The organism is Stenotrophomonas sp. YJH_SMC_33 (assembly GCF_059372295.1).
Genome location: NZ_JCAFVJ010000005.1, coordinates 1 through 21,795, shown reverse-complemented (window position 1 = coordinate 21,795; position 21,795 = coordinate 1). Strand labels below are relative to the sequence as shown.

Below are 21,795 nucleotides of genomic sequence, written 5' to 3'. Positions count from 1 at the left end.
GCAGGATGTACCGGGCTACTTGACCGGCGGTGCATCGCCGGCATCCTGCTCCTGAGAGAACCGCAGCGCGCGCTGCTGCTGTTCGGCGCTGAGCTCTGGCGGTGGCCGCGCCACGGCCGCCTGGATCTGGTCCGGCCCGCCGGTGAGTTTGTTGATGCCTTTGGCTGCCGCCATCACACCCTTGACCACGCCCATCATGATGTAGCCACCGCCCATGCTGACCTGCTCCGGCGAGGGCGGTTCGCTCCAGTCGCGGCTGAAGCGGTTGTCGCCGAACTTCACCGGATTCTTGAAGCGGTACAGGTCCAGCGGTTCGTCATCGGGCTTGAGCGCACGCACTTCGCCGAGGGTGGTGACATTGTCCTGTGGCAGGGTGGTGGAGATCGGCGCGGCAGGTGTTGCCGGGGCATCAGCAGGGGGAGCGGGCACAGGATCGGACACCGCTACCGGCGCTGCCTGCTGCGCCTGCGCGATGCCCGCCAGCAACAGGCTGGCCAGCAGCGCTCCCTGCGTTCCACGTCGTGCCACAGCCATCCACCCTGTTGGTTGCGTCCAGTGAACAAGGATACGGATGCGGGCTTCAGATTTCGTTGGCATCGGCGGGGGCATTCAGGGTGTGTCACGCATCGTCGCTGCGCTGACCGGGCACCGAAGTTTGCAACGAACTTCATTCCCGCCGGGGGATGGGGACGGCATCCTGCGGTTTTCCCGGTAAGGCCTCGCTGATGACAGCTCCCTCCATACGCCTGCCGCGTCGGCCGCCGTTGTCGCAGCGCCTGGAGCTGGGCTGGCCGCTTGCGTCTGGGTGGCGGGCGGCGGCATTGCTGGCGTTGGGCTGGCACGCGATGCGGTTTGTGGTCTGCATGGTGCAGTTCCTCCGCCGCAATGAGGCGCTTGACGCGGATATCGCGCAGCGTCCGGACCCGTGGCACTGAACGGTTCACGCCCCTCGCGCGCGATGTCTCACATCCTGAGACGTGGATGTGGTGCCATGTGACCCCTCGCAATCCGTCCGGGCTCCACTTTCCATGGCCTACGAACTCGCCAAGCGCACCGCCGACGCCGAGCAGAAGCTCGCCACCCGCGACGGCCTGCCCGCCCGCGACGGCGCCCTGCTCAGCGCGCGCCTGCAGCGCCGCTACCAGGACCGCATCACCGGCAGCTTCGCCATTCCCGGCCGCGAAGGCCGCTACGCGCCCATTCCCGGGTCGGTGCCGCCGGCGCTGGCCGCCGCGCTGAAGGCACGTGGCATCGAGCAGCTCTACAGCCACCAGGCCGAAGCGTGGGAGGCCAGCCAGCGCGGCGAACACGTGGCCATCGTCACCCCCACCGCCAGCGGCAAGTCGCTGTGCTACACCCTGCCGGTGGTCAGTGCGGCCATGCAGGACAAAGCCAAGGCGCTGTACCTGTTCCCGACCAAGGCGCTGGCACAGGACCAGGTGGCCGAGCTGCTGGAACTCAACCGTGCTGGCGATCTGGGCGTCAAGGCCTTCACCTTCGATGGCGATACCCCGGGTGATGCGCGCCAGGCGATCCGCCTGCATGGCGACATCGTGGTGTCCAATCCGGACATGCTGCACCAGGCGATCCTGCCGCATCACACCAAGTGGGCGCAGTTCTTCGAGAACCTGCGCTACATCGTCATCGACGAAGTACACACCTACCGCGGCGTGTTCGGCAGCCACGTCACCAACGTGCTGCGCCGGCTCAAGCGCATCTGCGCGTTCTACGGCGTGCAACCGCAGTTCATCCTGTGCTCGGCCACCATCGGCAACCCGCAGGCACATGCCGAGGCGCTGATCGAGGCGCCGGTCACCGCCATCACCGAATCCGGCGCGCCCAGCGGGCCGAAACAGGTGCTGCTGTGGAACCCGCCGGTGATCAATCCGGACCTGGGCCTGCGCGCCTCGGCGCGGTCGCAGAGCAACCGCATCGCGCGCATCGCGATCAAGTCCGGGCTGAAGACCCTGGTGTTCGCGCAGACCCGGTTGATGGTCGAAGTGCTGACCAAGTACCTGAAGGACATCTTCGACCACGACCCGCGCAAACCGCCGCGCATCCGCGCCTACCGCGGTGGCTACCTGCCCACCGAGCGGCGCGAGACCGAGCGCGCGATGCGTGCCGGCAACATCGACGGCATCGTCAGCACGTCGGCGCTGGAACTGGGCGTGGATATCGGCAGCCTGGACGTGGTCATCCTCAATGGTTACCCCGGCAGCGTGGCCGCCACCTGGCAGCGCTTTGGCCGTGCCGGTCGCCGCCAGCAGCCCGCGCTGGGGGTGATGGTGGCCAGTTCGCAGCCGCTGGACCAGTACGTGGTGCGGCATCCGGACTTCTTCGCCGAGGCCTCGCCCGAGCACGCGCGTATCGCGCCGGACCAGCCGCTGATCCTGTTCGACCATATCCGGTGCGCGGCCTTCGAGCTGCCGTTCCGGGTCGGCGATGGCTTCGGCCCGATCGATCCGGAGGTATTCCTGGAAGCGCTGGCAGAGACCGAAGTGATCCACCGCGAAGGCGAGCGCTGGGAATGGATTGCCGACAGTTATCCCGCCAATGCGGTCAGCCTGCGCGCGGTGGCCGACGGTAACTTCGTGGTGGTCGACCGCAGCGATGGCCGCCAGCAGATCATCGCCGAGGTCGATTACTCCGCCGCCGCACTCACCCTGTACGAAGGGGCGATCCACATGGTGCAGTCCACCCCGTACCAGGTGGAGACGCTGGACTGGGAGGGCCGCAAGGCCTACGTCACCCGTACCCACGTGGACTACTACACCGACAGCATCGACTTCACCAAGCTCAAGGTGCTGGACCGTTTCGACGGCGGCGTGGCCGGCCGTGGCGATTCGCACCATGGCGAAGTGCATGTAGTGCGGCGCGTGGCCGGCTACAAGAAGATCCGCTATTACACCCACGAAAACATCGGCTACGGCCCGGTGAACCTGCCTGACCAGGAACTGCACACCACGGCGGTGTGGTGGCAGCTGCCTCAGGCGCTGCTGCTGCGTGCGTTCGCCAGCAAGCAGGATGCGCTGGATGGTTTTCTCGGCGCCGCCTACGCGCTGCACATCGTTGCCACCGTGGCGGTGATGGCCGATGCGCGCGACCTGCAGAAGTCGGTCGGCAACGGCGATGGTTCCTGGTTCGCCATCGCCGACCAGAGTGGCCGTGGCCAGCTACGCGGCAGCGAGGGCGATCCCGCTGGAGTGGAGCTGCTGCAGGAATTCGTGCCCACCGTGTACCTGTACGACAATTTCCCCGGCGGTGTCGGCCTCAGCGAACCGCTGTGGCAACGCCAGGCCGAGCTGGTGCAGCGCGCGCGCGAACTGGTGCAGCGCTGCGACTGCAAGGCTGGCTGCCCGGCCTGCGTGGGTCCGGTGCTGGCCGCGCAGGAAGACGATGAGACTTCGCCGCGCACGCTGGCGCTGCGCGTGCTCGACCTGTTCGACGCCGACGCCTGCCAGCATGTGCCCGACGTGGTGATCACCACGCGCGAGCCGATGGAGTTGCTGGCACCGTGAGCCTGAGCCTGGACAAGCTGCGCCTGCTGCGGAAGCAGGCCGGCGACCCGAAGGCGATCACACCGGCCGCGCCGGACGCGCCCCCTGCGCCACCGGCGCCCGTGGCCGCCAACGATGCGCGGCAACCACCGGCCGAACGTTCGGTGTTCGCCTGGGTCGAACAGGAAATCCGCCACAAGCCGACCGGCGCTGCGGCCTCCGCACCGGCACCCGTACCGCTGCGTCGGCCGGAAGTAGGCAGCCTGCATCGCCTGCTCGGCCTGCGCTCCCGCGGCAGTACCACGCCGGCACGCGCCAGCGCACAGGATCGTCAGCTGCCCGGCGAGGAGATCGCACCGGGCCTGTTCCTGATCGAATCGCTGCAGCCGCAACCAATCCCGACCGCCCCGCTGTCATTGGCCTTCGCCAAGCGCGAGGACCAGCACGTAGCTGCGCGCGACCTGCTGTTCTTCGATACCGAGACCACCGGCCTGGCCGGTGGCACCGGCACGCGTGCCTTCATGATCGGCGCGGCCGACTGGTACGTGTGCCCGCAGCGTGGCGAAGGCCTGCGCATCCGCCAGCTGCTGATGTCCACCATGGCTGCGGAAGAAGCGATGCTGGCCACCTTCGCCAGCTGGCTGCAGCCCTCCACCGTGTTCTGCAGCTACAACGGCCGCAGCTACGATGCGCCGCTGCTGAAGGCGCGCTACCGGCTGGCGCGCCAACGCGATCCGATCACGGCGCTGGACCATGTGGACCTGCTCTACCCCACCCGCCGGCGCTATCGCGGCACCTGGGAGAACTGCAGGCTGTCCACCATCGAGCGCCAGCTGCTGCGCGTGGTGCGCGAGGACGACCTGCCGGGCTCGGAGGCACCGGGAGCATGGTTGCGCTTCCTGCGTGGCGGCGACGCCGTGAACCTGCGCCGGGTGGCCGATCACAATCATCAGGACGTGGTGACGCTGGCCTTGCTGCTGCAGCGGCTGGTGCGCGAGGAACAGCGCGAGCGCGAGACACTGGCGCTGGTCGGGCAGTAATGACACGGGGCAGCGTTGACATGCCCTGACGGTGGCAGCGGTGACACTGCCGCCACCATCCACGCCTGGAGCCCGACGATGCGCCTCAATCCCCTGGTCCTGCTCGCCATCCTGCCCTTGGCCGCCTGCAGCCATGCCGGCAGCAGTACCGCCCCCGATCCCGCGCCAGCGCCCGTGGCCGACGCCGCGCACGAATGCAGGCCGGAGGCGCTCGAGGCCTTCACCGGCAAGACGGCTGACGAAGCCACCATCAAGAAGCTGGTGGCCGCCAGCGGCGCGCGCGGTGCACGGGTGGTCAAGCCAGGCATGGCGGTGACCATGGACTTCCGCCAGGACCGCGTGACCGTGCAGGTGGATGCGCAGAACCGCATCGAACGCGCCAGCTGCGGTTGATGTTCCGCTGGTAGCGCCGGGCCATGCCCGGCGCCTTCCCTCTTCAGGTGTGCCGCTGCGCTCGCCGGGCATGGCCCGGCGCTACCGCCGTTTCAGAGGCGCTCGGCCTTGCCGCTGGCCAGTGCACGCGCGATCACCTGCTGTGCCTGCTGCGATGCCTGCGCATGCACGCGTGCCTGGCGCTCACCCAGCGCGGCCTGCTGGCTGCCCAGTGCCGCCTGGCGGCTGGCCAGTTCAGACTGCTGGCTGGCCAGGCGCTGCATGTCACGGGTGCGGCCGGACTGCGCGGCCTCGCTGCGGGCTTCCTGCATCGCACGGCGTGCCACGGCGGCGGCCTCGCGTGCAGCCTCTCGCGCAACGGCCATATCACTGGTTGCACCGCGCGCTGCCTTCGCCGCTTCCGCGGCGGCCTCACGGTTGATGTCGTGGGCGGCCATGGCATTGCGTGCAGCCTCGGCGGCAATCAGTGCGATGCGGCGCGACTCCTCGCCCTGCAGGCGGCTCATCTCACCCATCTGCCTGCCGAGTTCGCCCTGCTGGCGACCCAGCGCACTCTGCTGGCGGCCCAGTTCGCTCTGCTGGCGACCCAGCTCTGCGGCACCACTGTAGGCACGCTGCAGGCTCTGGATCAGCATCGGGTCGCGCACCACATAGCGCTTGTCGCCCTGGCGGAACCACAGCGCCGGGCCCTTGCCGAGCTGCCTGCGGGCCACCGTCACGTCGTCCATGCCGCCGTTGGCGAAAGTCGAATCACCATCAACCAGCACAAAAGCCTCCCGGGGCGACTTGCCCAGGTCCAGGCGGCCGTAGGTGGTGATGGAGCGGGCGGCCGACGCCGTGCCTTCATCGTCTTCGGCCATGCCGGTGGAATCGTCGACGTCGGCCACGTCGGCCACGTCGGCATCGTCGGGCCCGGTCGCGTCAGCAGGTTCGGCCGGGGCTGCCGGTGCGGCAGGTGCCGCTGGGGCAGCCGCGGCCGCCGGCGGTGCGGACGGTGCTTCCGGGGCCTTAGGCGGTGGCGGCGCCACGGCCTTCGGCGCGGCCGGAGGGGCGGGCGGGGCGGGCGGCACCGGCGCTGCGACCAGCCGCATCGGCGCCACGCCCACCACCACCACCGCAGCGGTCAGCGCCACCGCCAGCAGACGCGGGCAGGACCGGGGCGACTGCAGCGAAAGCAGGCGACGCTTGAGGCTGGTGGTGCTCGGTGCGGCGCTGGCCACGCCCAGATGCGGCTGCGGGGCCACGCCCAACTGCAGCAACAGGCGGCCATAGGCCTGGCGGCTGGCGCCATGTTGGCCAACCACCGCTGCATCCACCGCTTCCTCGCGCGCCTGTGCATATTCACGCACCGACAGGCGCAGCAGCGGGTGGAAGAAGAACAGGTGCTGGGCCAGTGCAGGCAGCAGGCCCCATTGCAGGTCACGCCGCTGCAAGTGCTGCAGTTCGTGGGTCAGGGCCAGGTCCAGCGCATCGCCCTGCAGGGCATTGTCGCCGGCCGGCAGCAGCAGCACCGGGCGGAACGGCCCGACCAGCTGCGGTGCGTCCACCTGCGTGCTCATCCACAACCGCGGCGCAGGACGCACGCCGTGCGCATCGGAGGCCAGCTGCAGCGCCTGTACCAGCGCCTCGTCCTCGCAGGGATAGGCCGCCGCCAGCAGTGCGCGGCAGCGGCGCCACTCACCCAAGGTGCGCAGCGCCATCAGCAGCACGCCGGATGCCCACAGCGCAGCCAGTGCAACGGCCCACCACGCCACTGCCGGCACGTCCGCTGCAGGCATCGGCATCGCGGCCAGCAACTGTGCCGAGGCCTCCGGGGCCAGCGGGTAGACCATGTCAGCGGCCACGTCAGTCGCGGTCATCGCCACCGCCTGCGGGGCCGGCAGCCAGGGCAACTGCAACGGCTGGCTCCAGAACAGGCCGAGCACGGCCTGCAGCGAGACCAGCCACCACAGGCGGCAGCGGGTGGCCGCCGACAGCGACGGCAGCACGCGGCACAGGCCGTACACCAGCGCCACCAGCAGTACGGTCTGCAGGCTGGTCCAGCCCAGCCGTTCCAGCATCGGGATCAGCATCGTGGTGTCCATGGCTCAGCCCTCGTGGCGACGCGATTGGAGTTGGGCGACCAGCGCTTCCAGCTCGGCCAGCTCGTTGTCGCTGACCTGCTGGCGCTGCGACAGGTAGGCCACGAACGGCGACACCGAGCCCTGCAGGGTGTTGTCGACGAACTGGGCCACGGCACCCTGCAGCACGCTCTGCGGGCCACGGGTGGCCTGGTAGCGGTAGACGCCGTCCTGCTGCCGGCGCTGAAGATACCCCTTCGCCCGCAGCCGCTCCATCATCGTCAGCACGGTGGAACGGGCCAGGCCTCGGGCCTCTCCATATCCACTGGCGACCTCGCCGACGCTGGCCGGCGCATGTTCATCGATGTACTGCAGCAGGGCCAGCTCCTGGTCCCCGATGGTTTTGCCACGCATGACACCACTCCCTTGACTACACGTGTCGTCACTGTCAGCTTGACGACAGCTGTAGTCAACCCCCCGGAAGTCATGGGCCGACGAACGGTAGCGGCGCCGAGCACTTAAACCTTTGGCGCGCTGTCCGCATCCGATCCGCAACGCCCGCTGGAATTCCGCATGTTCCGTCCAATGCTCCGAGTCGTGCTCATGCTCATCAGTGCCCTGCCCTTCACCGCCGTCTCTGCCAGCCAGGACCATGCCAACGACCAGACCCGCCGCCTGATCCGCCAGATCATGATGCAGCAGCGCATCCCCGGGCTGCAGGTCGCGGTGGTCAAGGACGGGCAGATCGTGCTGTCTGAAGCCTACGGCCTGGCCAACGTCGAGAACGGCGTGCTTGCTTCGCGCCACACCCGCTTCCCGCTCAACTCGGCCACCAAGGCGTTCACCGGCGTGGCCGCCGCGCAGCTGGCGCAGGAGGGGCGATTGGATCTGGACGCGCCGGCCTCGCGTTACCTGGATGATCTTCCACCAGCGTGGACAGACGTACGCGTACACCAGTTGCTGGCGCATACCTCCGGCCTTCCGGACATCCTTGATGCGAACGGGCTGTTGGGCGCTGGCTCAGAAGCGCAGGCGTGGGCGGCCGTCACTGCGCAGCCGGTCGAAGCCGAACCCGGGCAGCGCTTCGCCTACAACCAGACCAACTACGTTCTTCTGGCACGGATCATCGCGAAGCAATCCGGCATGCCCTACGAACGTTTCCTCGCCACCGGCCAGTTCAGCAGCGCGCGCATGGCACGCACCACCTTCGGCGACAGCTACGACCTGATTCCGGATGCGGCGACGATGTACAGCCTGGCCCCGCGTGCCACCGACGCGGCCGATGCACCGCCGCGCCTGTCGCACTGGTTCTACGACATACCGCCTTCGCTGTGGGCAGGTGGCGGCATCCTCACCACCGCCGACGACACCGCGCGCTGGCTGGCCGCGCTGACCGAAGGCCGCCTGCTGCGGGAGGCGGCCCTGCGGCGGATGTGGAGCGCAGAGCGCTTGGCGGATGGCCGTGCCGGCCCGTGGGCGGAGGGCTGGCCGGTACTGCGCGCATCGCCCGACCTGCAGGTGGCAGGTATCGGCGGTGCGCGTGCGGCGTTCGTGGTCTATCCCGAGCGCGGCGTGGCGGTGGTGGTGCTGACCAACCTGGTCGGTGCCAATCCGCAGCAGTTCATTCCACGCATCGCCGATCTCTATGCGCCTGCGGTGACCGTGCCCTGAGGCTGCCGGCCAGCGGCCGGCAGCCCCGTCTCACCCACGTGGACCGCCCATCACCGGCAGGATCACCCCGCTGATGTAACTGGCACAGGCCGGAGAGGCCAGGAACACATAGGCGGGCGACAGTTCCTCGGGCTGTGCGGGCCGGCCCATGTCGCTGTCCTTGCCGAACTCGGCGACGTCCTCGGCCTGCTTGTCGGCCGGGTTCAGCGGCGTCCACACCGGCCCCGGCGCCACGCAGTTGACCCGGATGCCACGTGGCAGCAGCTGGCTGGCCAGCGACTTGGTGAACGCATGGATCGCGCCCTTGGTGGCCGAGTAGTCGATCAGCGCCTTGCTGCCGAAGATGCCCGTTTCCGAACCGGTGTTGATGATGCTGGCGCCCTCGCCCAGATGCGGCAGCACCGCGCGCGCCATCTGGATGTAACCGCCGATGTTGGTCTGCAGGGTCTCCTGCAGGTGCGCGTCTTCCAGGTCTTCCAGCCGCTCGCAGTGCAGCTGGAACGCGGCGTTGTTGACCAGGATGTCGATGCCGCCGAACGCCTTGGCCACCTGCTTGACGGCCTTGTCGCAGAAGCGCGGATCACGCACGTCACCGGCGATCACGATGCAACGGCCGCCTTCGCGCTCCACGTGCTGGCGGGTAATGTCGGCATCTTCGGCTTCGTCCAGGTGCAGGACCGCCACGTCCGCGCCTTCGCGTGCGAACAACACCGCCACCGCACGGCCAATGCCGGAGTCGCCACCGGTGACGATCGCACGCATGCCCTGCAGCTTGCCGCTGCCCGCGTAGTCGGGTGCAAGGAAGCGGGGCGCCAGCTCCAGTTCGTGCTCATGCCCGGGCTTGGCCAGCTGCTGCGCCGGCATCGCCTCCGGCTGGCGCCGTGCGCCGGCCTGGGTCGCGGTCTTCTTCGTGGCCTTGCTGGCCGCCCGGGCGTCCTTGGCCTTCTCCTGGTCCTGCAGGCGCCGCTGCCGGGCCGCGACGCGTGCTGCCCGAGGATCGCTGGCGGCCGCCTTGCGGGTCGCGGTCTTCACTACTCGCGGGCGGTCGGGGTCGGCGACCGCCTTGGCCGAGGTGCTGCCTTTACGCACTTTCGGCGATGCCTTTCGGCGGGCGGGTGTCTTCTTGGTGGTGGCCATGCAGGTCTCCTCGGGAGGGAACGGGGCTGCCGGCCAGCGGCCGACACTACCGGGGGGGCGGCGCGCGCCGCACCTGCAGTCTCTCTACGCACGCTGTTGGCGGCAGTGAGCGCGCCGTGTCCACGATGTGCACGGCATTCATTCCGCCACCACGTGCGCCGTCGCACCCTGCACGCAACCACACAGGGAACGCCTCCATGAAACATGCCATCGCCACCGCCGCCGTCTGCTTTGCCCTCGCCGCCTGCAGCAGCACACCGATGGCCCAGGTGCAGCCGATCGACGGCGTGATTTCCGGCCAGTGCCACAGCGACAGGGTGCGCGGCGCGGTGGGCCTGGCCGCCTCGGACGCCACTGTGGCCCGTGCACGCGTGGACAGCGACAGCCTGCACGTGCGGGTCCTGCGCCACGACGGCCCGCGGGTGCCACCGGCCAGCGAAGGCGGCGACCGCCTGACCATCGAGAAGGGCCGCACCAACAATATCGTCGCGATCTACTGCGGCTGACGACTGCGGCTGAGCCGGCGTGCCCTGCGCAGCACGCGCAGGGTGGCCTGCTCCCACTGGCGCGGCCCGCGCAGGCCGGCCAGCTTGGCCAGTTCACCGCGCTCCCAGCCGACGAACACGCACGGGTCGATATAGGCCTTGCGGCACACCGCCGGCGTGTTGCCCAACCGGGCCGCCACCTGGCACACCACGCTGCGCTGTGCCTGCGCCAGCGCACGCTGGCTGGCCGGTTCCGGCAGCTCGGTGGCAGCAAACGCCTGCACCGCCGCGACGGTCCCGCCCCAGGTGCGGAAATCCTTGGCAGTGAAGTCCTCGCCCATCACCTCGCGCAGGTAGTCGTTCACCGCACCGGAGTCGACCGGCTGCAGCGCACCGTCGTCATCGCGGTACTGGAACAACGCCTGCCCCGGCAGCTGCTGCAGGCGCCGCACCAGCAGCCCCAGCCTGCGGTCGCCCACGGTCACCTCCTGCAGCTGCCCGGACTTGCCGCGGAAACGCATGCGCACCCGGCCGCCACGCAGCAGCTCCAGATGACGGTTACGCAGTGTGGTCAGTCCGAATGACCGGTTCTGCTGCGCATAGGTCTCATTGCCGACCCGCACCAGGGTGTCGGCCAGCAACGCGACCACCATGGCCAGCACCTTTTCCTTAGGGAAACCCGGCCGTTTCAGATCCCGCGACAACCGCCGCCGCAGCGTGGGCAAGGCCTCGCCAAAGGCGATGATGCGGTCGAACTTGCCGGCGTCGCGCTCCTTCGCCCAGTCGGGGTGGTAACGGTACTGCTTGCGCCCGCGCGCATCGCGGCCTGTGGCCTGCAGGTGGCCGTTGGCGTGGGCGCAGATCCACACCGCGGTGTAGGCCGGTGGAATCGCCAGTGCGCGGATGCGTTGCAGGGTGGTGGCGTCGCGTATCGCGTGGCCATCAGCATCGCGGTAACTGAAACCTTTTCCGGCGCGGCGCCGGCTGATGCCCGGCTGGGTGTCGTCGACATAGCGCAGGCCGGCCGCGCGCGCGGCCTGTCGTTCGGGAGTGGAGGCGGTCGGCATGCCAGTAGTGTCGCGGTCGCCGTGCCGCGATCCTGTCGATAACACAAGACAAACACGTGAGGGCCGGTTCGCCGCTATGCTCGGGTCTTCACAACCCCTTCCGGAGTCATGATGTCGTTCCCGATTCGCGCCCGTTCGCTCTCCGCCCTGCTGCTGCCGGCCGTGCTGGCCTTGACCGCCTGCCAGGCACCGGCGCTGGATGAACAGGATTCGGCCACGGCCCACGCCCAGCAGGCGGCCGAAGCCGCCAAGGCACCGGCCGACGAAGCCGGCAAGGCCATCGAGGCGCCGCCGGTCGGCACCTGCGATGCCAGCCAGGTGCAGAGCCTGGTCGGCCAGGCCTACACCGATGGGCTGGGCAAGCAGGCGCAGGAAGATGCAGGCGCCAGCCAGGTACGCGTGCTCAAGCCCAATGATGTGGCCACGATGGAGTTCCTCGGCGACCGCCTGAACATCGAAGTGGACGCCAAGGGCGCCATCAGCGGCGTGCGCTGCGGCTGAGTCCCGCCCCGCGCCGGCACTGGGTTGCCGGCGCGTTCTGTTGCACCTGCAACCGTGTATTGCGGCGTTGCAGCAACCTGTGATCTAGTCGAGGCATCCGGTGGCCTCACGATGCGCTCCAGGGAATGAGCGGGGACGAGTGTCGCCGCCAACCCTATACGCATCGAGGTAGAGATGGCCCCCCGCAACCGCCAAGGGCTTTACGACCCGCGCTCCGAGCGCGATGCCTGTGGATTTGGCATGGTCGCCCAGCTCGACGATCAACCATCGCGCCTGTTGGTTGATACCGCCATCGCCGCGCTTTCGCGCATGACCCACCGTGGCGGTGTTGCCGCCGATGGCCTGACCGGTGATGGCTGCGGCCTGCTGCTGCGCCGCCCCGATGCGTTCCTGAAACTGCTCGCCAGCGAAGCCGGCATTGCCGTCGCCACACGCTTCGCCGCCGGCCTGGTATTCCTACCGCACGACGCCGACGCGGCGCAGGCCTGCCGCGCGCAGCTGCAGGCGCAGGTGGAAGCGGTGGGCTGCAAGGTCGCTGGCTGGCGCGAGGTACCGACCGACGACAGCGTCTGCGGCCAACTGGCGCGCGACACGCTGCCGCGCATCGAGCAGGTGTTCGTCGATGCGGGGGTTGGCCAGGATGATGCCGGCTTCGCGCTGGCGTTGTTCCTGGCCCGCCGCCGCAGCGAACAGCAGCTGCGCGATCACGCCGACTTCTACGTCACCACCCTCACCCCGGATGCGATCAGCTACAAGGGCATGGTGCTGCCGGACAAGCTCAGCCGCTTCTTCCCGGACCTGCAGCGCCGCGAGCTGGCCTCCAGCGCGATCGTGTTCCACCAGCGCTTCTCGACCAACACGCTGCCGCGCTGGCCGCTCGCCCATCCGTTCCGCATGCTCGCCCACAACGGCGAGATCAACACCATCGAGGGCAATCGTCGCTGGGCGCAGGCGCGCAGCAAGGTGTGGAAGACGCCGCGCTTCGATATTGGTGAATTCGACCCGGTCATCTCCATGCACGGTTCGGATTCGCAGAGCCTGGACAACATGCTGGAGCTGATGGTCGCCGGTGGCATGGAGTTGATCCAGGCGCTGCGCATCCTGGTGCCGCCTGCCACGCAGTCGCTGGAATTCAAGGACCCGGACCTGGCCGCGTTCTACGAATTCCACGGCCTCAACAGCGAGCCGTGGGACGGCCCGGCCGGCATCGTCGCCTGCGACAGCCGCTATGCGGTGTGTACGCTGGACCGCAACGGCCTGCGACCGGCGCGCTGGATGCTCACCGCCGACCGCCACTTCCTGGTCGCCTCCGAAGCCGGCGTGTGGGAAGTGCCGACCGAGCGCGTGGTGCGCAAGGGCAAGCTCGGCCCCGGCGAGATGATCGCGATCGACCTCAAGCGCGGCGACCTGCTCGACTCCGATGCGGTCGACCGCATCAACCGCGGCCGCGCGCCCTACAAGCAGTGGCTGCAGCAGGGCGTGACCTACCTGCAGACCGAACTGATCGACCCGTCGCTGGTGGAAGAGCCCTTCGACGAAGGCACCCTGCGCAGCTACCACAAGCTGTACCAGCTCAGCAGCGAGGAGGTGGAGCAGGTGCTGCGGCCGCTGGCCGAGACCGAGCAGGAAGCCACCGGCTCGATGGGCGACGACACGCCGATGGCGGTGCTGAGCCAGCGCAGCCGCCCGCTGTACGACTATTTCCGCCAGGCCTTCGCGCAGGTCACCAACCCGCCGATCGACCCGCTGCGCGAAGACTGCGCGATGTCGCTGTCCACCCAGCTCGGCAAGGAAACCAACATCTTCCATGCCGGCCCGGAGACGGTGAACCACGTCATCCTCAATTCGCCGGTACTGAGCCAGCGCAAGCTGCGCCAGCTGTTGAAGATGGACCAGTACGTGCAGGCCAACCGCCTGCTCGACCTTTCCTACAGCGAAGACGAAGGCCTGCGCGCCGGCATCGAACGCATCTGCAGCGAAGCGGAACAGGCCGCGCGCGATGGCATGGTGATGCTGCTGCTGTCCGACCGCTACCCGGTGGCCGGGCGGCCGATGGTGCACGCGTTGCTGGCCACCAGTGCCATCCACCACCACCTGTCTCGGCTGGGCCTGCGCTGCGACGTGAACCTCATCGTCGAGACCGGCACCGCACGTGACCCGCACCACATGGCCTGCCTGCTCGGTTTCGGTGCCACGGCGGTTTACCCGTACCTGGCCTACCAGACCCTGTTCGACCTGGGCCGTCGCGGCATCCTCAAGCTCAGCAAGGGCGGCGAGCAATCCCAGATCGGCCGCCGCTACCGCAAGGGTATCTACAAGGGCCTGTCGAAGATCATCTCGAAGATGGGCATTTGTACGGTGGCCAGCTACCGCGGCGCGCAGCTGTTCGAGATCATCGGCCTGGAACCGGAAGTGGTGGACCTGTGCTTCCCCGATACCGCCTCGCGCATCGGCGGCGCCGGCTTTGCCCGCCTGGATGCCGACGCGCGCGAACTGTGCGCGCAGGCCTGGGACGCGCAGCAGGGCGTGGATGTCGGCGGCCTGCTGAAGTACGTGCACGGCGGCGAATACCACATGTACAACCCGGACGTGGTGACCACCCTGCAGCGCGCGGCGCGCAGCGGTGACCCGCGTGCGTGGCAGCAGTACTGCGATGCGGTGCATGCGCGCCCGCCATCGGCGCTGCGTGACCTGCTGGAGCTGGTGCCGGCGGCCGCGCCCGTGCCGCTGGACGAGGTCGCTCCAGCCAGTAGCCTGTTCCCGCGCTTCGATACTGCGGCGATCAGCCTGGGCGCACTGTCGCCGGAAGCACATGAAGCATTGGCCATCGCCATGAACCGCCTCGGCGGCCGCAGCAATTCCGGCGAAGGCGGTGAGGATCCCGCGCGCTATGGCACTGCGAAGCGCAGCAAGATCAAGCAGGTCGCCTCGGGCCGCTTCGGCGTTACCGCCGAGTACCTGGTCAATGCCGAAGTGCTGCAGATCAAGGTCGCGCAGGGCGCCAAGCCCGGCGAGGGCGGCCAGCTGCCCGGCCACAAGGTCAACGAACTGATCGCACGTCTGCGCTACGCGCGGCCGGGCATCGGCCTGATCTCGCCGCCGCCGCACCACGACATCTATTCGATCGAAGACCTGGCGCAGCTGATCTACGACCTCAAGCAGGTCAACCCGACCGCGCTGGTATCGGTGAAGCTGGTCAGCCATGCCGGCGTTGGTACCATCGCCGCCGGTGTGGTCAAGGCCGGTGCGGACCTGATCACCATCTCCGGCCATGACGGTGGCACCGGTGCGTCGCCGGTCAGCTCGATCCGCTATGCCGGCGTGCCGTGGGAGCTGGGCGTGGCCGAAGCGCACCAGGCGCTGCTGGCCAACGACCTGCGCGGGCGCACCCTGCTGCAGACCGATGGCGGGCTGAAGACCGGCCTGGACGTGGTCAAGGCCGCGCTGCTGGGCGCGGACAGCTTCGGCTTCGGCACGGCGCCGATGATCGTGCTGGGCTGCAAGTACCTGCGCATCTGCCACCTCAACAACTGCGCCACCGGCGTGGCCACCCAGGACGAACGCCTGCGCGAGAACCACTTCACCGGCCAGCCGGAGCGCGTGGAGAACTTCTTCCGGCTGCTGGCCGAAGAAGTGCGTGGCTGGCTGTCCTACCTGGGCGCGCGTTCGCTGGAAGAGATCGTCGGCCGCACCGACCTGCTGAGCCAGATCGAGGCTGCGCCGCGTGACGACGTACGCGTGGACCTGTCGCGCCTGCTGGCCGATGCCCGTTACGAGGGCAGCCACTGCGCCGCGCAGCGCCTGTACGAGTCGCCGGACAGCCTGGCCACGCAGATGGACGGCCTGCTTGCCTCCGCCATTGAACACAAGCGCGGCGGCGAGCATCGCTTCCTGATCCACAACACCGACCGCAGCATCGGCACCCGCCTGGCCGGCGCGGTGGCGCGTGCGCACGGCAACCAGGGCATGGCCGAGGCACCGCTGGAACTGCGCTTCCGCGGCAGCGCCGGGCAGAGCTTCGGCGCGTTCAACGTGGGTGGCCTGCACCTGGAGGTGGAAGGCGAAGCCAACGACTACGTCGGCAAGGGCATGGCCGGTGGCCGCCTGGTGGTGCGACCGCCGCGCGGTGCCCGCTTCGAGGCACGCAGCACCGCCATCATCGGCAACACCTGCCTGTACGGCGCCACCGGCGGCGAGCTGTTCGCCGCGGGCAGGGCGGGCGAGCGCTTCGCGGTACGCAACTCCGGCGCGCTGGCGGTAGTGGAGGGTGCCGGCGACCACTGCTGCGAGTACATGACCGATGGCGTGGTACTGGTGCTGGGCAAGGTCGGGCTGAACTTCGGTGCCGGTTTCACCGGCGGCCTGGCCTACGTGCTGGACGTTGATCGCGATTTCGTCGACCGCTACAACCACGAGCTGATCGACATCCATCGCGTGTCCGCCGAGGGCTTCGAGAACTATCGCCAGCACCTGCACCGCCTGATCGGCCGCCACCGCGAGCTGACCGGCAGCATCTGGGCGCAGCAGATCCTGGACGAGTTCCGCGATTACATCGGCAAGTTCTGGCTGGTCAAACCGAAGGCCGCCAGCATCGAGTCGCTGACCGAAACCCTGCGACGCGCCGCGTGATGTTTTCCGGTAGTGCCGGCCGCTGGCCGGCAACGTTCCCCCTCGCATTACAGAGCCCGCCATGAGCCGCAAGCACGCTTTCCAGTTCCTCGACCTGCCCCGCACCATGCCGCAGCGCATTCCGGTGGAACTGCGCACCTCCGGCGACTGGGGTGAGCTGTACGGCAGGTTCGGCAAGGAAGACGCGCAGTACCAGGCCGGCCGCTGCCTGGACTGCGGCAACCCGTACTGCAGCTGGAAGTGCCCGGTGCACAACGCCATTCCGCAGTGGCTTCAGCTGGTGCAGGAGAACCGCATCCACGAGGCGGCCACGCTGTGCCACAGCACCAACCCGCTGCCGGAAGTGTGCGGCCGGGTGTGCCCGCAGGACCGGCTGTGCGAAGGCAGCTGCACGCTGGAGGAGTTCGGTGCGGTCACCATCGGCGCGGTGGAGAAGTACATCGTCGATACCGCATTGGCCAGTGGCTGGCGCCCGGATCTGGCCGCGGTGCAGCCAACCGGCCACAGCGTGGCGGTGATCGGCGCCGGTCCGGCGGGGCTGGCCTGTGCCGACCGCCTGGCTCGCGCCGGCATTGCCGCCGTGGTCTATGACCGCTACGAGCAGATCGGCGGCCTGCTGCAGTTCGGCATCCCCAGCTTCAAGCTGGACAAGGACGTGATCCGTCGCCGCCGCGACGTGCTGGAGGGCATGGGGGTGCAGTTCCGCCTCGGCGTGGAGATCGGCCGCGACATCAGCCTGCAGCAGCTGCTGGATACCCACGATGCGGTGTTCGTCGGCACCGGCGCCTACCGCTACACCGATGGCGGCCTCGACGGCCAGGACCTGAAAGGCGTGCTGCCGGCGTTGCCGTTCCTGGTGCAGAACAGCCGCATCGTCGGTGGTGATGATCCGAAGGGCCGGCCGATTGCCGGCTGGGAAGACACCATCGCCCTGCCCGATCTCAACGGCAAGCGCGTGGTGGTGCTCGGCGGTGGCGATACCGGCATGGACTGCGTGCGCAGCGCGATACGGCTGGGCGCGGCCAAGGTCACCTGCGCCTACCGCCGCGACGAAGCAAACATGCCCGGCAGCGCGCGCGAGGTCGCCAATGCACGCGAGGAAGGTGTGCGCTTCCTGTTCAACCGGCAGCCGCTGTCGATCGAAGCCGGCGCCGATGACGAAGTAATCGGCGTAACCGTGGTCGAGACCCGGTTGGGTGAGCCGGATGCGAACGGCCGCCAGAACGCGGTGCCGATCGATGGCAGCGAATCGCTGCTGGAGGCCGACGTGGTGATCATCGCCTTCGGCTTCTCGCCGACCGTTCCGGCATGGCTGGCCGAGCACGGCGTGGAAGGCCGGTCCAACGGCCGTATCGTGGCCGGAGGCAAGGATCGCCTGCCGTTCCAGACCGCGCATCCGCGCCTGTTCGCAGGTGGTGATGCGGTACGCGGTGCCGACCTGGTGGTGACCGCCGTGGCCGAGGGCCGCGATGCCGCCGCCAGCATCGTCCGGCTACTGGCCCACTGAGTCCGGCGCCAGCAGTACCGCCAGCAGCGCCCGCAGCACGTGCGGCTCCACCGGCTTGGCCAGGAAGTGGTCGATGCCAGCCGCGCGACAGGCTTCGCGGGTGCTTTCCATCACGCTGGCCGTGAGCGCGATGATCGGCACCTGCGCACGTGCCGGGCAGGCATCAGCGCGGATCGCCCGCGCCAGTGCGAAGCCGTCCATGCCCGGCATGTGGCAGTCAGTGATCACCAGCTCGAACGGCTGCGCCTGCCATGCTTCAAGCGCCGACTGCCCATCGGTACAGGCGTGGACCCGCAGCCCTAGCGCGCACAGGCGCTGCTCCAGCAGCTGCAGGTTGGTAGGATGGTCTTCAACCACCAGTACGCACGCCGCCGGCAATGGATGCTCATCCGCTGATGCCGCCGAAGGTGCGGCCCTGGGTGCCTCGCAGGCCTCCAGGTCCAGATCCATCCATACCGTGGTGCCCTGCCCAGGGGAGCTGCGCAGCTGCAGCTCCGCCCCCATCGAGGTTGCCAGCTCGCGGCAGATCGCCAGGCCCAGCCCACTGCCGCCGAAGCGCCGCGTGGTCGAGCGCTCCGCCTGGGCATAGGCGGCGAACACCGCCTGCTGTCGTTCCTCGCTGATGCCCACGCCGCTGTCGCTTACCTGCAGGCGCAGCCGCTGCCCGCGGGCATGCTGCTGCAGTACCTGCAACCGCAGTTCCACGTGGCCGTGCCGGGTGAACTTCAGTGCATTACCGGCCAGGTTGAACAGGATCTGGCGCAGGCGCAGGCCATCGGCCAGCGATCCCGGCTGCATCTCCGGATCAAGCACCACCTGCAGGTGCAGGCTGCGGCTGGCGGCCACCGGCATCAGCAGCTGCTGCACCGCGCGCACCAGTGCCGCCAGATCGGTGGGCCGCAACTGCAGCGGTGCGCCCTGCAGGCGCTGGCTGTGCAGTACATCGTCGAGGATCTGCCGCAGCATCCGCGCCGCATCATCCACCGTGGCCAGCACCTGCTGCTGGCGTGGCTCCAGCCTGCTGCCCGCCAGCCGTTCGAGCATGCCCAGCAGCGTGCTCATCGGCGTGCGGATCTCATGGCTCATCGTGGCCAGGAAGTGCGCCTTGGCCTGTGCCACCTGCTCGGCCTCGCGGCGCGCGTCGGCCAGCGCGCGGGTACGTGACTGCACCTCGCTGACGTCGATCCAGTAGCCGCTCCACTCGACGTAGCTATCGTCGCAGGGCAACGGCCGCCCATGCGAACGCACCCATCGCCAGCCCTGTGGTGAACGGGTACGGAAAGTGACATCGATCGGGCCACGCGCCAATGCGGCTGTCTCGATACAGGCCATCACCCTGCTGCGGTCCTCGGGGTGGACTGCGGCCAGCAGCCACTGGTGATCGATGCGCGCGCTCTCCACGCTGATTCCGAACAGGGACTGCACGTCGCCGGCGATCTGCGGAAAGCTGTAGTGACCGCACGCCGAACGGCGCGCCTGGTAGACCACCGCCGGCAGGTTCGCAGTCACCTCCTGCAGGCGCTGCTCCACGACTCGGCGCCGCACGCTTTCGCGATGCACCCGCCAGTAACCGTAGGCATGTACCAGCGCCAGTGCGAGCAGGATCAACGAGGCCGGCACCAGCCAGCGCAGGGGTGACGATGACGGCCAATTGCGCGGCCGGTCCGGCAGCCAGGCCGCGCGGATCTGATCGCGCTCGGGATCGGTCAGCTGCGACAGCGCCTGCTCGAAGCCGGCGATGACATCGGCGCAGGCGGGCGTGGTCGCCAGCACCAGGGCATCATCGAAACCGGCCGGCGCAGCAATCAGCAGTGCATCGCCCTGGTAGCGGCGCAACGCGGCCTCGACTTCGCCGAGGTTGGCAACCACGGCATCGATCAGGCCGGTGCCCAGCAGCGGGAGCGCATCGTCCAGCGCTGCCGGTGGCAGCAGCTGCGCACCCGTTGCCTGCTCGGCCAGCAGCCCCTGCAGCGGCATCCGGCTGGGGCTGGCTACGGTTCGCTCACGCAGATCTTCCAGGCCCAGCACCGGCGGCGTACCCTCCCGGCGCACGATCACCTGTGGCAGCTGCAGGTAGGGCGTGCTGGCCACCCACCCGGCGGGCAGCTGCGAGCGTGGCCATCCCAGCAGCGCCTGGGTGCCGGCCGGCAGCTCATCCCGTTCCACGCTGGCGGCCGGCACGGGCAGCAGCTGCAGCGGCCGTTGCCGGCCCAGCAGCTCCAGGTACACCGCGCCGAGCCCCCGTGCCTCACCCTGTTCGCTGGACGACAAGGGTGCGCGGTCGGAAGGCCAGGCAATGCGCAGCGGTGTCCTGCAGCCCGTGGCGGAGGCCGTGGCAGGCAGCAGCAGGCTGGCCATGACAGCAATGGCTGCCGGGAGGCCGGCGACATTCACGGTAGGCATCCTCATCTCGCGGGCGGAAGGAACGGCCGCGCTGCGGTACCGCTGCCTGCCACGCTATCGACGTGCGGACCGACGGCAATGAAGAAAGTTGTAAAAGCATCCAGATAGGGGAATGCCGACATACACTGCCGCCTTCACCCGTAACTGCGGAGCGTTCGATGCGCATCGGCCTGGCTGCCAACCGTCTTCATCACCACGACGCGCGCGCCGCGCTGTTCCGTTGGCTGCGCAGCAGCGAGCCCGGCCTGCGCGAGCTGGGCGTGTCGCTGCATGCGGTCGGTCGCACCCATGACGCGATCGAACGACAGGGCTTCCTGACCGGGTACGCGGGCCTGCACCGTTACCCGTACGGACGCGAGGGCGGCCTGATGAAGCTGGTCGCCGAAGTCGTCGGCATGGGTCCGGATCGGACACTGGATGGCGCGATCTACCTGATCGATCCGGTCGACCCATCCTCGGTGTTTCCAGAAGCCACGGCGCTGAAACGGCAGTGCGTGATTCACGGCAAGCCGTTCATTTCGACCGTGGCCACCGCACGCGACTGGGTCGAAGTGGAGCGCGTCCACGGCGGGCTGCCGGCAGACCGCGGCGCTGACGACCTGCATGCGTTCGAAAGCCAGACGCTGGCACTGATCGCGCATGATGCGATGAAGCCGGCGATGCTGGCCTTCGCCGATGAGCATTTCGATGTGCTGGCCCGGTTCGGCGAGCGGGTGGCGACCGGCACCACCGGCCAGCGTTTGAACGAACTGGCCTGGAGCCGGGGCTGGCCGCGTGATACGCCGTGGGTGACGCGCTACCAGAGTGGCCCGATGGGCGGTGATGCGCAGATTGCCGACCGGGTACTGGAGGGGCGTTGCCAGCGTGCGATCTTCTTCGAGGACCCGCATGTGGCGCGCCAGCATGAGGCGGATATCCAGCTGCTGGAGCGTGCGGTGACGACGGTGACCGACCAGGCAGTGTGCATTACGGCGCCGCGGGTGGCGGCGCGGTGGGCGGCGGCCGCGGCGTTGCGGGTGGGGTGAGGGTTTCGGCCAACGGCTGCGCCCCTCGTGGTGGGTCGTTCAAATCAGAAGCCGTGCTCGGCCGGCCGGGGTGGATTGCGCAGGGGTCGCTGCAAGTACGTCCTTGTAAGCTCGGTCGCCGCTTGCTCGTGTGCGCTTTCCTGCGCACACGGCAAGACCGGGGTTGGGCGTCCTGCCCAACCCGCCCGAGGCATGCCTCGGGCCCATGCGGCTCACGCCCCTGCCCACCACGGACACTCCCTGTAGAGCCGAGATCCTATGTTCGTGGTCAAGCCTGCTGGAAGCAGGCTTGACCCACTTTCAGCATGGCCGGGTCAAAGTCCCGGCCGCTCTTGAAGACGCCCCAAGCGATCCTGGCCAGCTTTCTGGCCAGGATGTTG

General features: G+C 68.8%; 16 protein-coding genes and 1 pseudogene. 10 read left to right on the top strand and 7 right to left on the bottom strand.

All coding sequences use genetic code 11. The features are described from left to right. Positions 1-15: 15 nt before the first annotated feature. Positions 16-534 (bottom strand): hypothetical protein, encoded by a 519-nt coding sequence (locus AC5P9W_RS09905; protein WP_206621516.1) that lies wholly within the window; start codon positions 532-534, stop codon positions 16-18. A 191-nt stretch (positions 535-725) separates the two neighbouring features. Here AC5P9W_RS09905 and AC5P9W_RS09900 point away from each other — a divergent pair, with 191 nt between their 5' ends. From AC5P9W_RS09900 to AC5P9W_RS09885, 4 genes are all read left to right on the top strand, one after another. Next, positions 726-935 (top strand): hypothetical protein, encoded by a 210-nt coding sequence (locus tag AC5P9W_RS09900; RefSeq protein WP_206621541.1) that lies wholly within the window; start codon positions 726-728, stop codon positions 933-935. 93 nt (positions 936-1,028) lie between these two features. Further along, a complete protein-coding gene (locus AC5P9W_RS09895) occupies positions 1,029-3,518 on the top strand; it encodes a DEAD/DEAH box helicase (RefSeq protein ID WP_111098116.1) in 2,490 nt (829 codons plus the stop codon). Then, positions 3,515-4,537, top strand: coding sequence for a ribonuclease H-like domain-containing protein (locus AC5P9W_RS09890; RefSeq protein ID WP_111103607.1), 1,023 nt, complete (start codon positions 3,515-3,517; stop codon positions 4,535-4,537). The genes AC5P9W_RS09895 and AC5P9W_RS09890 overlap by 4 nt, the downstream gene beginning before the upstream one ends. A gap of 78 nt (positions 4,538-4,615) precedes the next feature. Further along, complete coding sequence (locus AC5P9W_RS09885) at positions 4,616-4,930, top strand: I78 family peptidase inhibitor (RefSeq protein ID WP_058983243.1); 315 nt, start codon at positions 4,616-4,618, stop codon at positions 4,928-4,930. 92 nt (positions 4,931-5,022) lie between these two features. Here the strand turns inward: AC5P9W_RS09885 and AC5P9W_RS09880 are convergent, their stop codons facing one another. Beyond that, positions 5,023-7,014, bottom strand: coding sequence for a M56 family metallopeptidase (locus tag AC5P9W_RS09880; protein ID WP_188250441.1), 1,992 nt, complete (start codon positions 7,012-7,014; stop codon positions 5,023-5,025). 3 nt (positions 7,015-7,017) lie between these two features. Further along, positions 7,018-7,404: a BlaI/MecI/CopY family transcriptional regulator gene (locus AC5P9W_RS09875; RefSeq protein WP_019661969.1), complete on the bottom strand. Its 387-nt coding sequence runs from the start codon at positions 7,402-7,404 to the stop codon at positions 7,018-7,020. A 189-nt stretch (positions 7,405-7,593) separates the two neighbouring features. Between AC5P9W_RS09875 and AC5P9W_RS09870 the strand changes: the two genes are divergently transcribed. After that, positions 7,594-8,661, top strand: coding sequence for a serine hydrolase domain-containing protein (locus tag AC5P9W_RS09870; protein WP_206621958.1), 1,068 nt, complete (start codon positions 7,594-7,596; stop codon positions 8,659-8,661). Between the two features lie 30 nt (positions 8,662-8,691). On the opposite strand, the gene AC5P9W_RS09865 is transcribed toward AC5P9W_RS09870, so the two are convergent. Next, positions 8,692-9,798, bottom strand: a complete 1,107-nt coding sequence (locus tag AC5P9W_RS09865; RefSeq protein ID WP_206621959.1) for an SDR family oxidoreductase — start codon at positions 9,796-9,798, stop codon at positions 8,692-8,694. 197 nt (positions 9,799-9,995) lie between these two features. Here AC5P9W_RS09865 and AC5P9W_RS09860 point away from each other — a divergent pair, with 197 nt between their 5' ends. After that, positions 9,996-10,304, top strand: a complete 309-nt coding sequence (locus AC5P9W_RS09860; protein ID WP_019661972.1) for a putative periplasmic lipoprotein — start codon at positions 9,996-9,998, stop codon at positions 10,302-10,304. Here AC5P9W_RS09860 and AC5P9W_RS09855 read toward each other — a convergent pair. Beyond that, positions 10,292-11,350, bottom strand: coding sequence for a DNA topoisomerase IB (locus AC5P9W_RS09855; protein WP_019661973.1), 1,059 nt, complete (start codon positions 11,348-11,350; stop codon positions 10,292-10,294). The two genes, AC5P9W_RS09860 and AC5P9W_RS09855, sit on opposite strands and share 13 nt — an antisense overlap. 111 nt (positions 11,351-11,461) lie before the next feature. Between AC5P9W_RS09855 and AC5P9W_RS09850 the strand changes: the two genes are divergently transcribed. The 3 genes from AC5P9W_RS09850 to AC5P9W_RS09840 all read left to right on the top strand — a co-directional run bounded on the left by AC5P9W_RS09850 (position 11,462) and on the right by AC5P9W_RS09840 (position 17,987). Further along, the gene (locus AC5P9W_RS09850; RefSeq protein WP_026347258.1) at positions 11,462-11,851 is read left to right on the top strand and encodes an I78 family peptidase inhibitor; all 390 of its coding nucleotides are present in this window, start codon (positions 11,462-11,464) and stop codon (positions 11,849-11,851) included. 174 nt (positions 11,852-12,025) lie between these two features. Beyond that, entirely contained in the window at positions 12,026-16,480 is a 4,455-nt protein-coding gene (gene gltB / locus AC5P9W_RS09845; protein ID WP_206621960.1) for a glutamate synthase large subunit, read from the top strand. Between the two features lie 61 nt (positions 16,481-16,541). After that, the gene (locus tag AC5P9W_RS09840) at positions 16,542-17,987 is read left to right on the top strand and encodes an FAD-dependent oxidoreductase (RefSeq protein WP_019661976.1); all 1,446 of its coding nucleotides are present in this window, start codon (positions 16,542-16,544) and stop codon (positions 17,985-17,987) included. Here the strand turns inward: AC5P9W_RS09840 and AC5P9W_RS09835 are convergent. Continuing rightward, a complete protein-coding gene (locus tag AC5P9W_RS09835; protein ID WP_206621961.1) occupies positions 17,973-20,381 on the bottom strand; it encodes an ATP-binding protein in 2,409 nt (802 codons plus the stop codon). The genes AC5P9W_RS09840 and AC5P9W_RS09835 overlap by 15 nt on opposite strands. 167 nt (positions 20,382-20,548) lie before the next feature. Between AC5P9W_RS09835 and AC5P9W_RS09830 the strand changes: the two genes are divergently transcribed. Beyond that, complete coding sequence (locus AC5P9W_RS09830) at positions 20,549-21,415, top strand: methylglyoxal synthase (RefSeq protein ID WP_111102371.1); 867 nt, start codon at positions 20,549-20,551, stop codon at positions 21,413-21,415. A 268-nt stretch (positions 21,416-21,683) separates the two neighbouring features. Here AC5P9W_RS09830 and AC5P9W_RS09825 read toward each other — a convergent pair. After that, positions 21,684-21,795, bottom strand: a pseudogene (locus AC5P9W_RS09825) (IS110 family transposase); the annotation flags it as partial.

Bases quoted from the DNA above. Each gene is read 5' to 3' on its own strand.
- AC5P9W_RS09905 (WP_206621516.1), bottom strand. From the start codon at position 534: ATGGCTGTGGCACGACGTGGAACGCAGGGAGCGCTGCTGGCCAGCCTG.
- AC5P9W_RS09900 (WP_206621541.1), top strand. From the start codon at position 726: ATGACAGCTCCCTCCATACGCCTGCCGCGTCGGCCGCCGTTGTCGCAG.
- AC5P9W_RS09895 (WP_111098116.1), top strand. From the start codon at position 1,029: ATGGCCTACGAACTCGCCAAGCGCACCGCCGACGCCGAGCAGAAGCTC.
- AC5P9W_RS09885 (WP_058983243.1), top strand. From the start codon at position 4,616: ATGCGCCTCAATCCCCTGGTCCTGCTCGCCATCCTGCCCTTGGCCGCC.
- AC5P9W_RS09880 (WP_188250441.1), bottom strand. From the start codon at position 7,014: ATGGACACCACGATGCTGATCCCGATGCTGGAACGGCTGGGCTGGACC.
- AC5P9W_RS09875 (WP_019661969.1), bottom strand. From the start codon at position 7,404: ATGCGTGGCAAAACCATCGGGGACCAGGAGCTGGCCCTGCTGCAGTAC.
- AC5P9W_RS09870 (WP_206621958.1), top strand. From the start codon at position 7,594: ATGCTCATCAGTGCCCTGCCCTTCACCGCCGTCTCTGCCAGCCAGGAC.
- AC5P9W_RS09865 (WP_206621959.1), bottom strand. From the start codon at position 9,798: ATGGCCACCACCAAGAAGACACCCGCCCGCCGAAAGGCATCGCCGAAA.
- AC5P9W_RS09860 (WP_019661972.1), top strand. From the start codon at position 9,996: ATGAAACATGCCATCGCCACCGCCGCCGTCTGCTTTGCCCTCGCCGCC.
- AC5P9W_RS09855 (WP_019661973.1), bottom strand. From the start codon at position 11,350: ATGCCGACCGCCTCCACTCCCGAACGACAGGCCGCGCGCGCGGCCGGC.
- AC5P9W_RS09850 (WP_026347258.1), top strand. From the start codon at position 11,462: ATGTCGTTCCCGATTCGCGCCCGTTCGCTCTCCGCCCTGCTGCTGCCG.
- gltB (WP_206621960.1), top strand. From the start codon at position 12,026: ATGGCCCCCCGCAACCGCCAAGGGCTTTACGACCCGCGCTCCGAGCGC.
- AC5P9W_RS09840 (WP_019661976.1), top strand. From the start codon at position 16,542: ATGAGCCGCAAGCACGCTTTCCAGTTCCTCGACCTGCCCCGCACCATG.
- AC5P9W_RS09830 (WP_111102371.1), top strand. From the start codon at position 20,549: ATGCGCATCGGCCTGGCTGCCAACCGTCTTCATCACCACGACGCGCGC.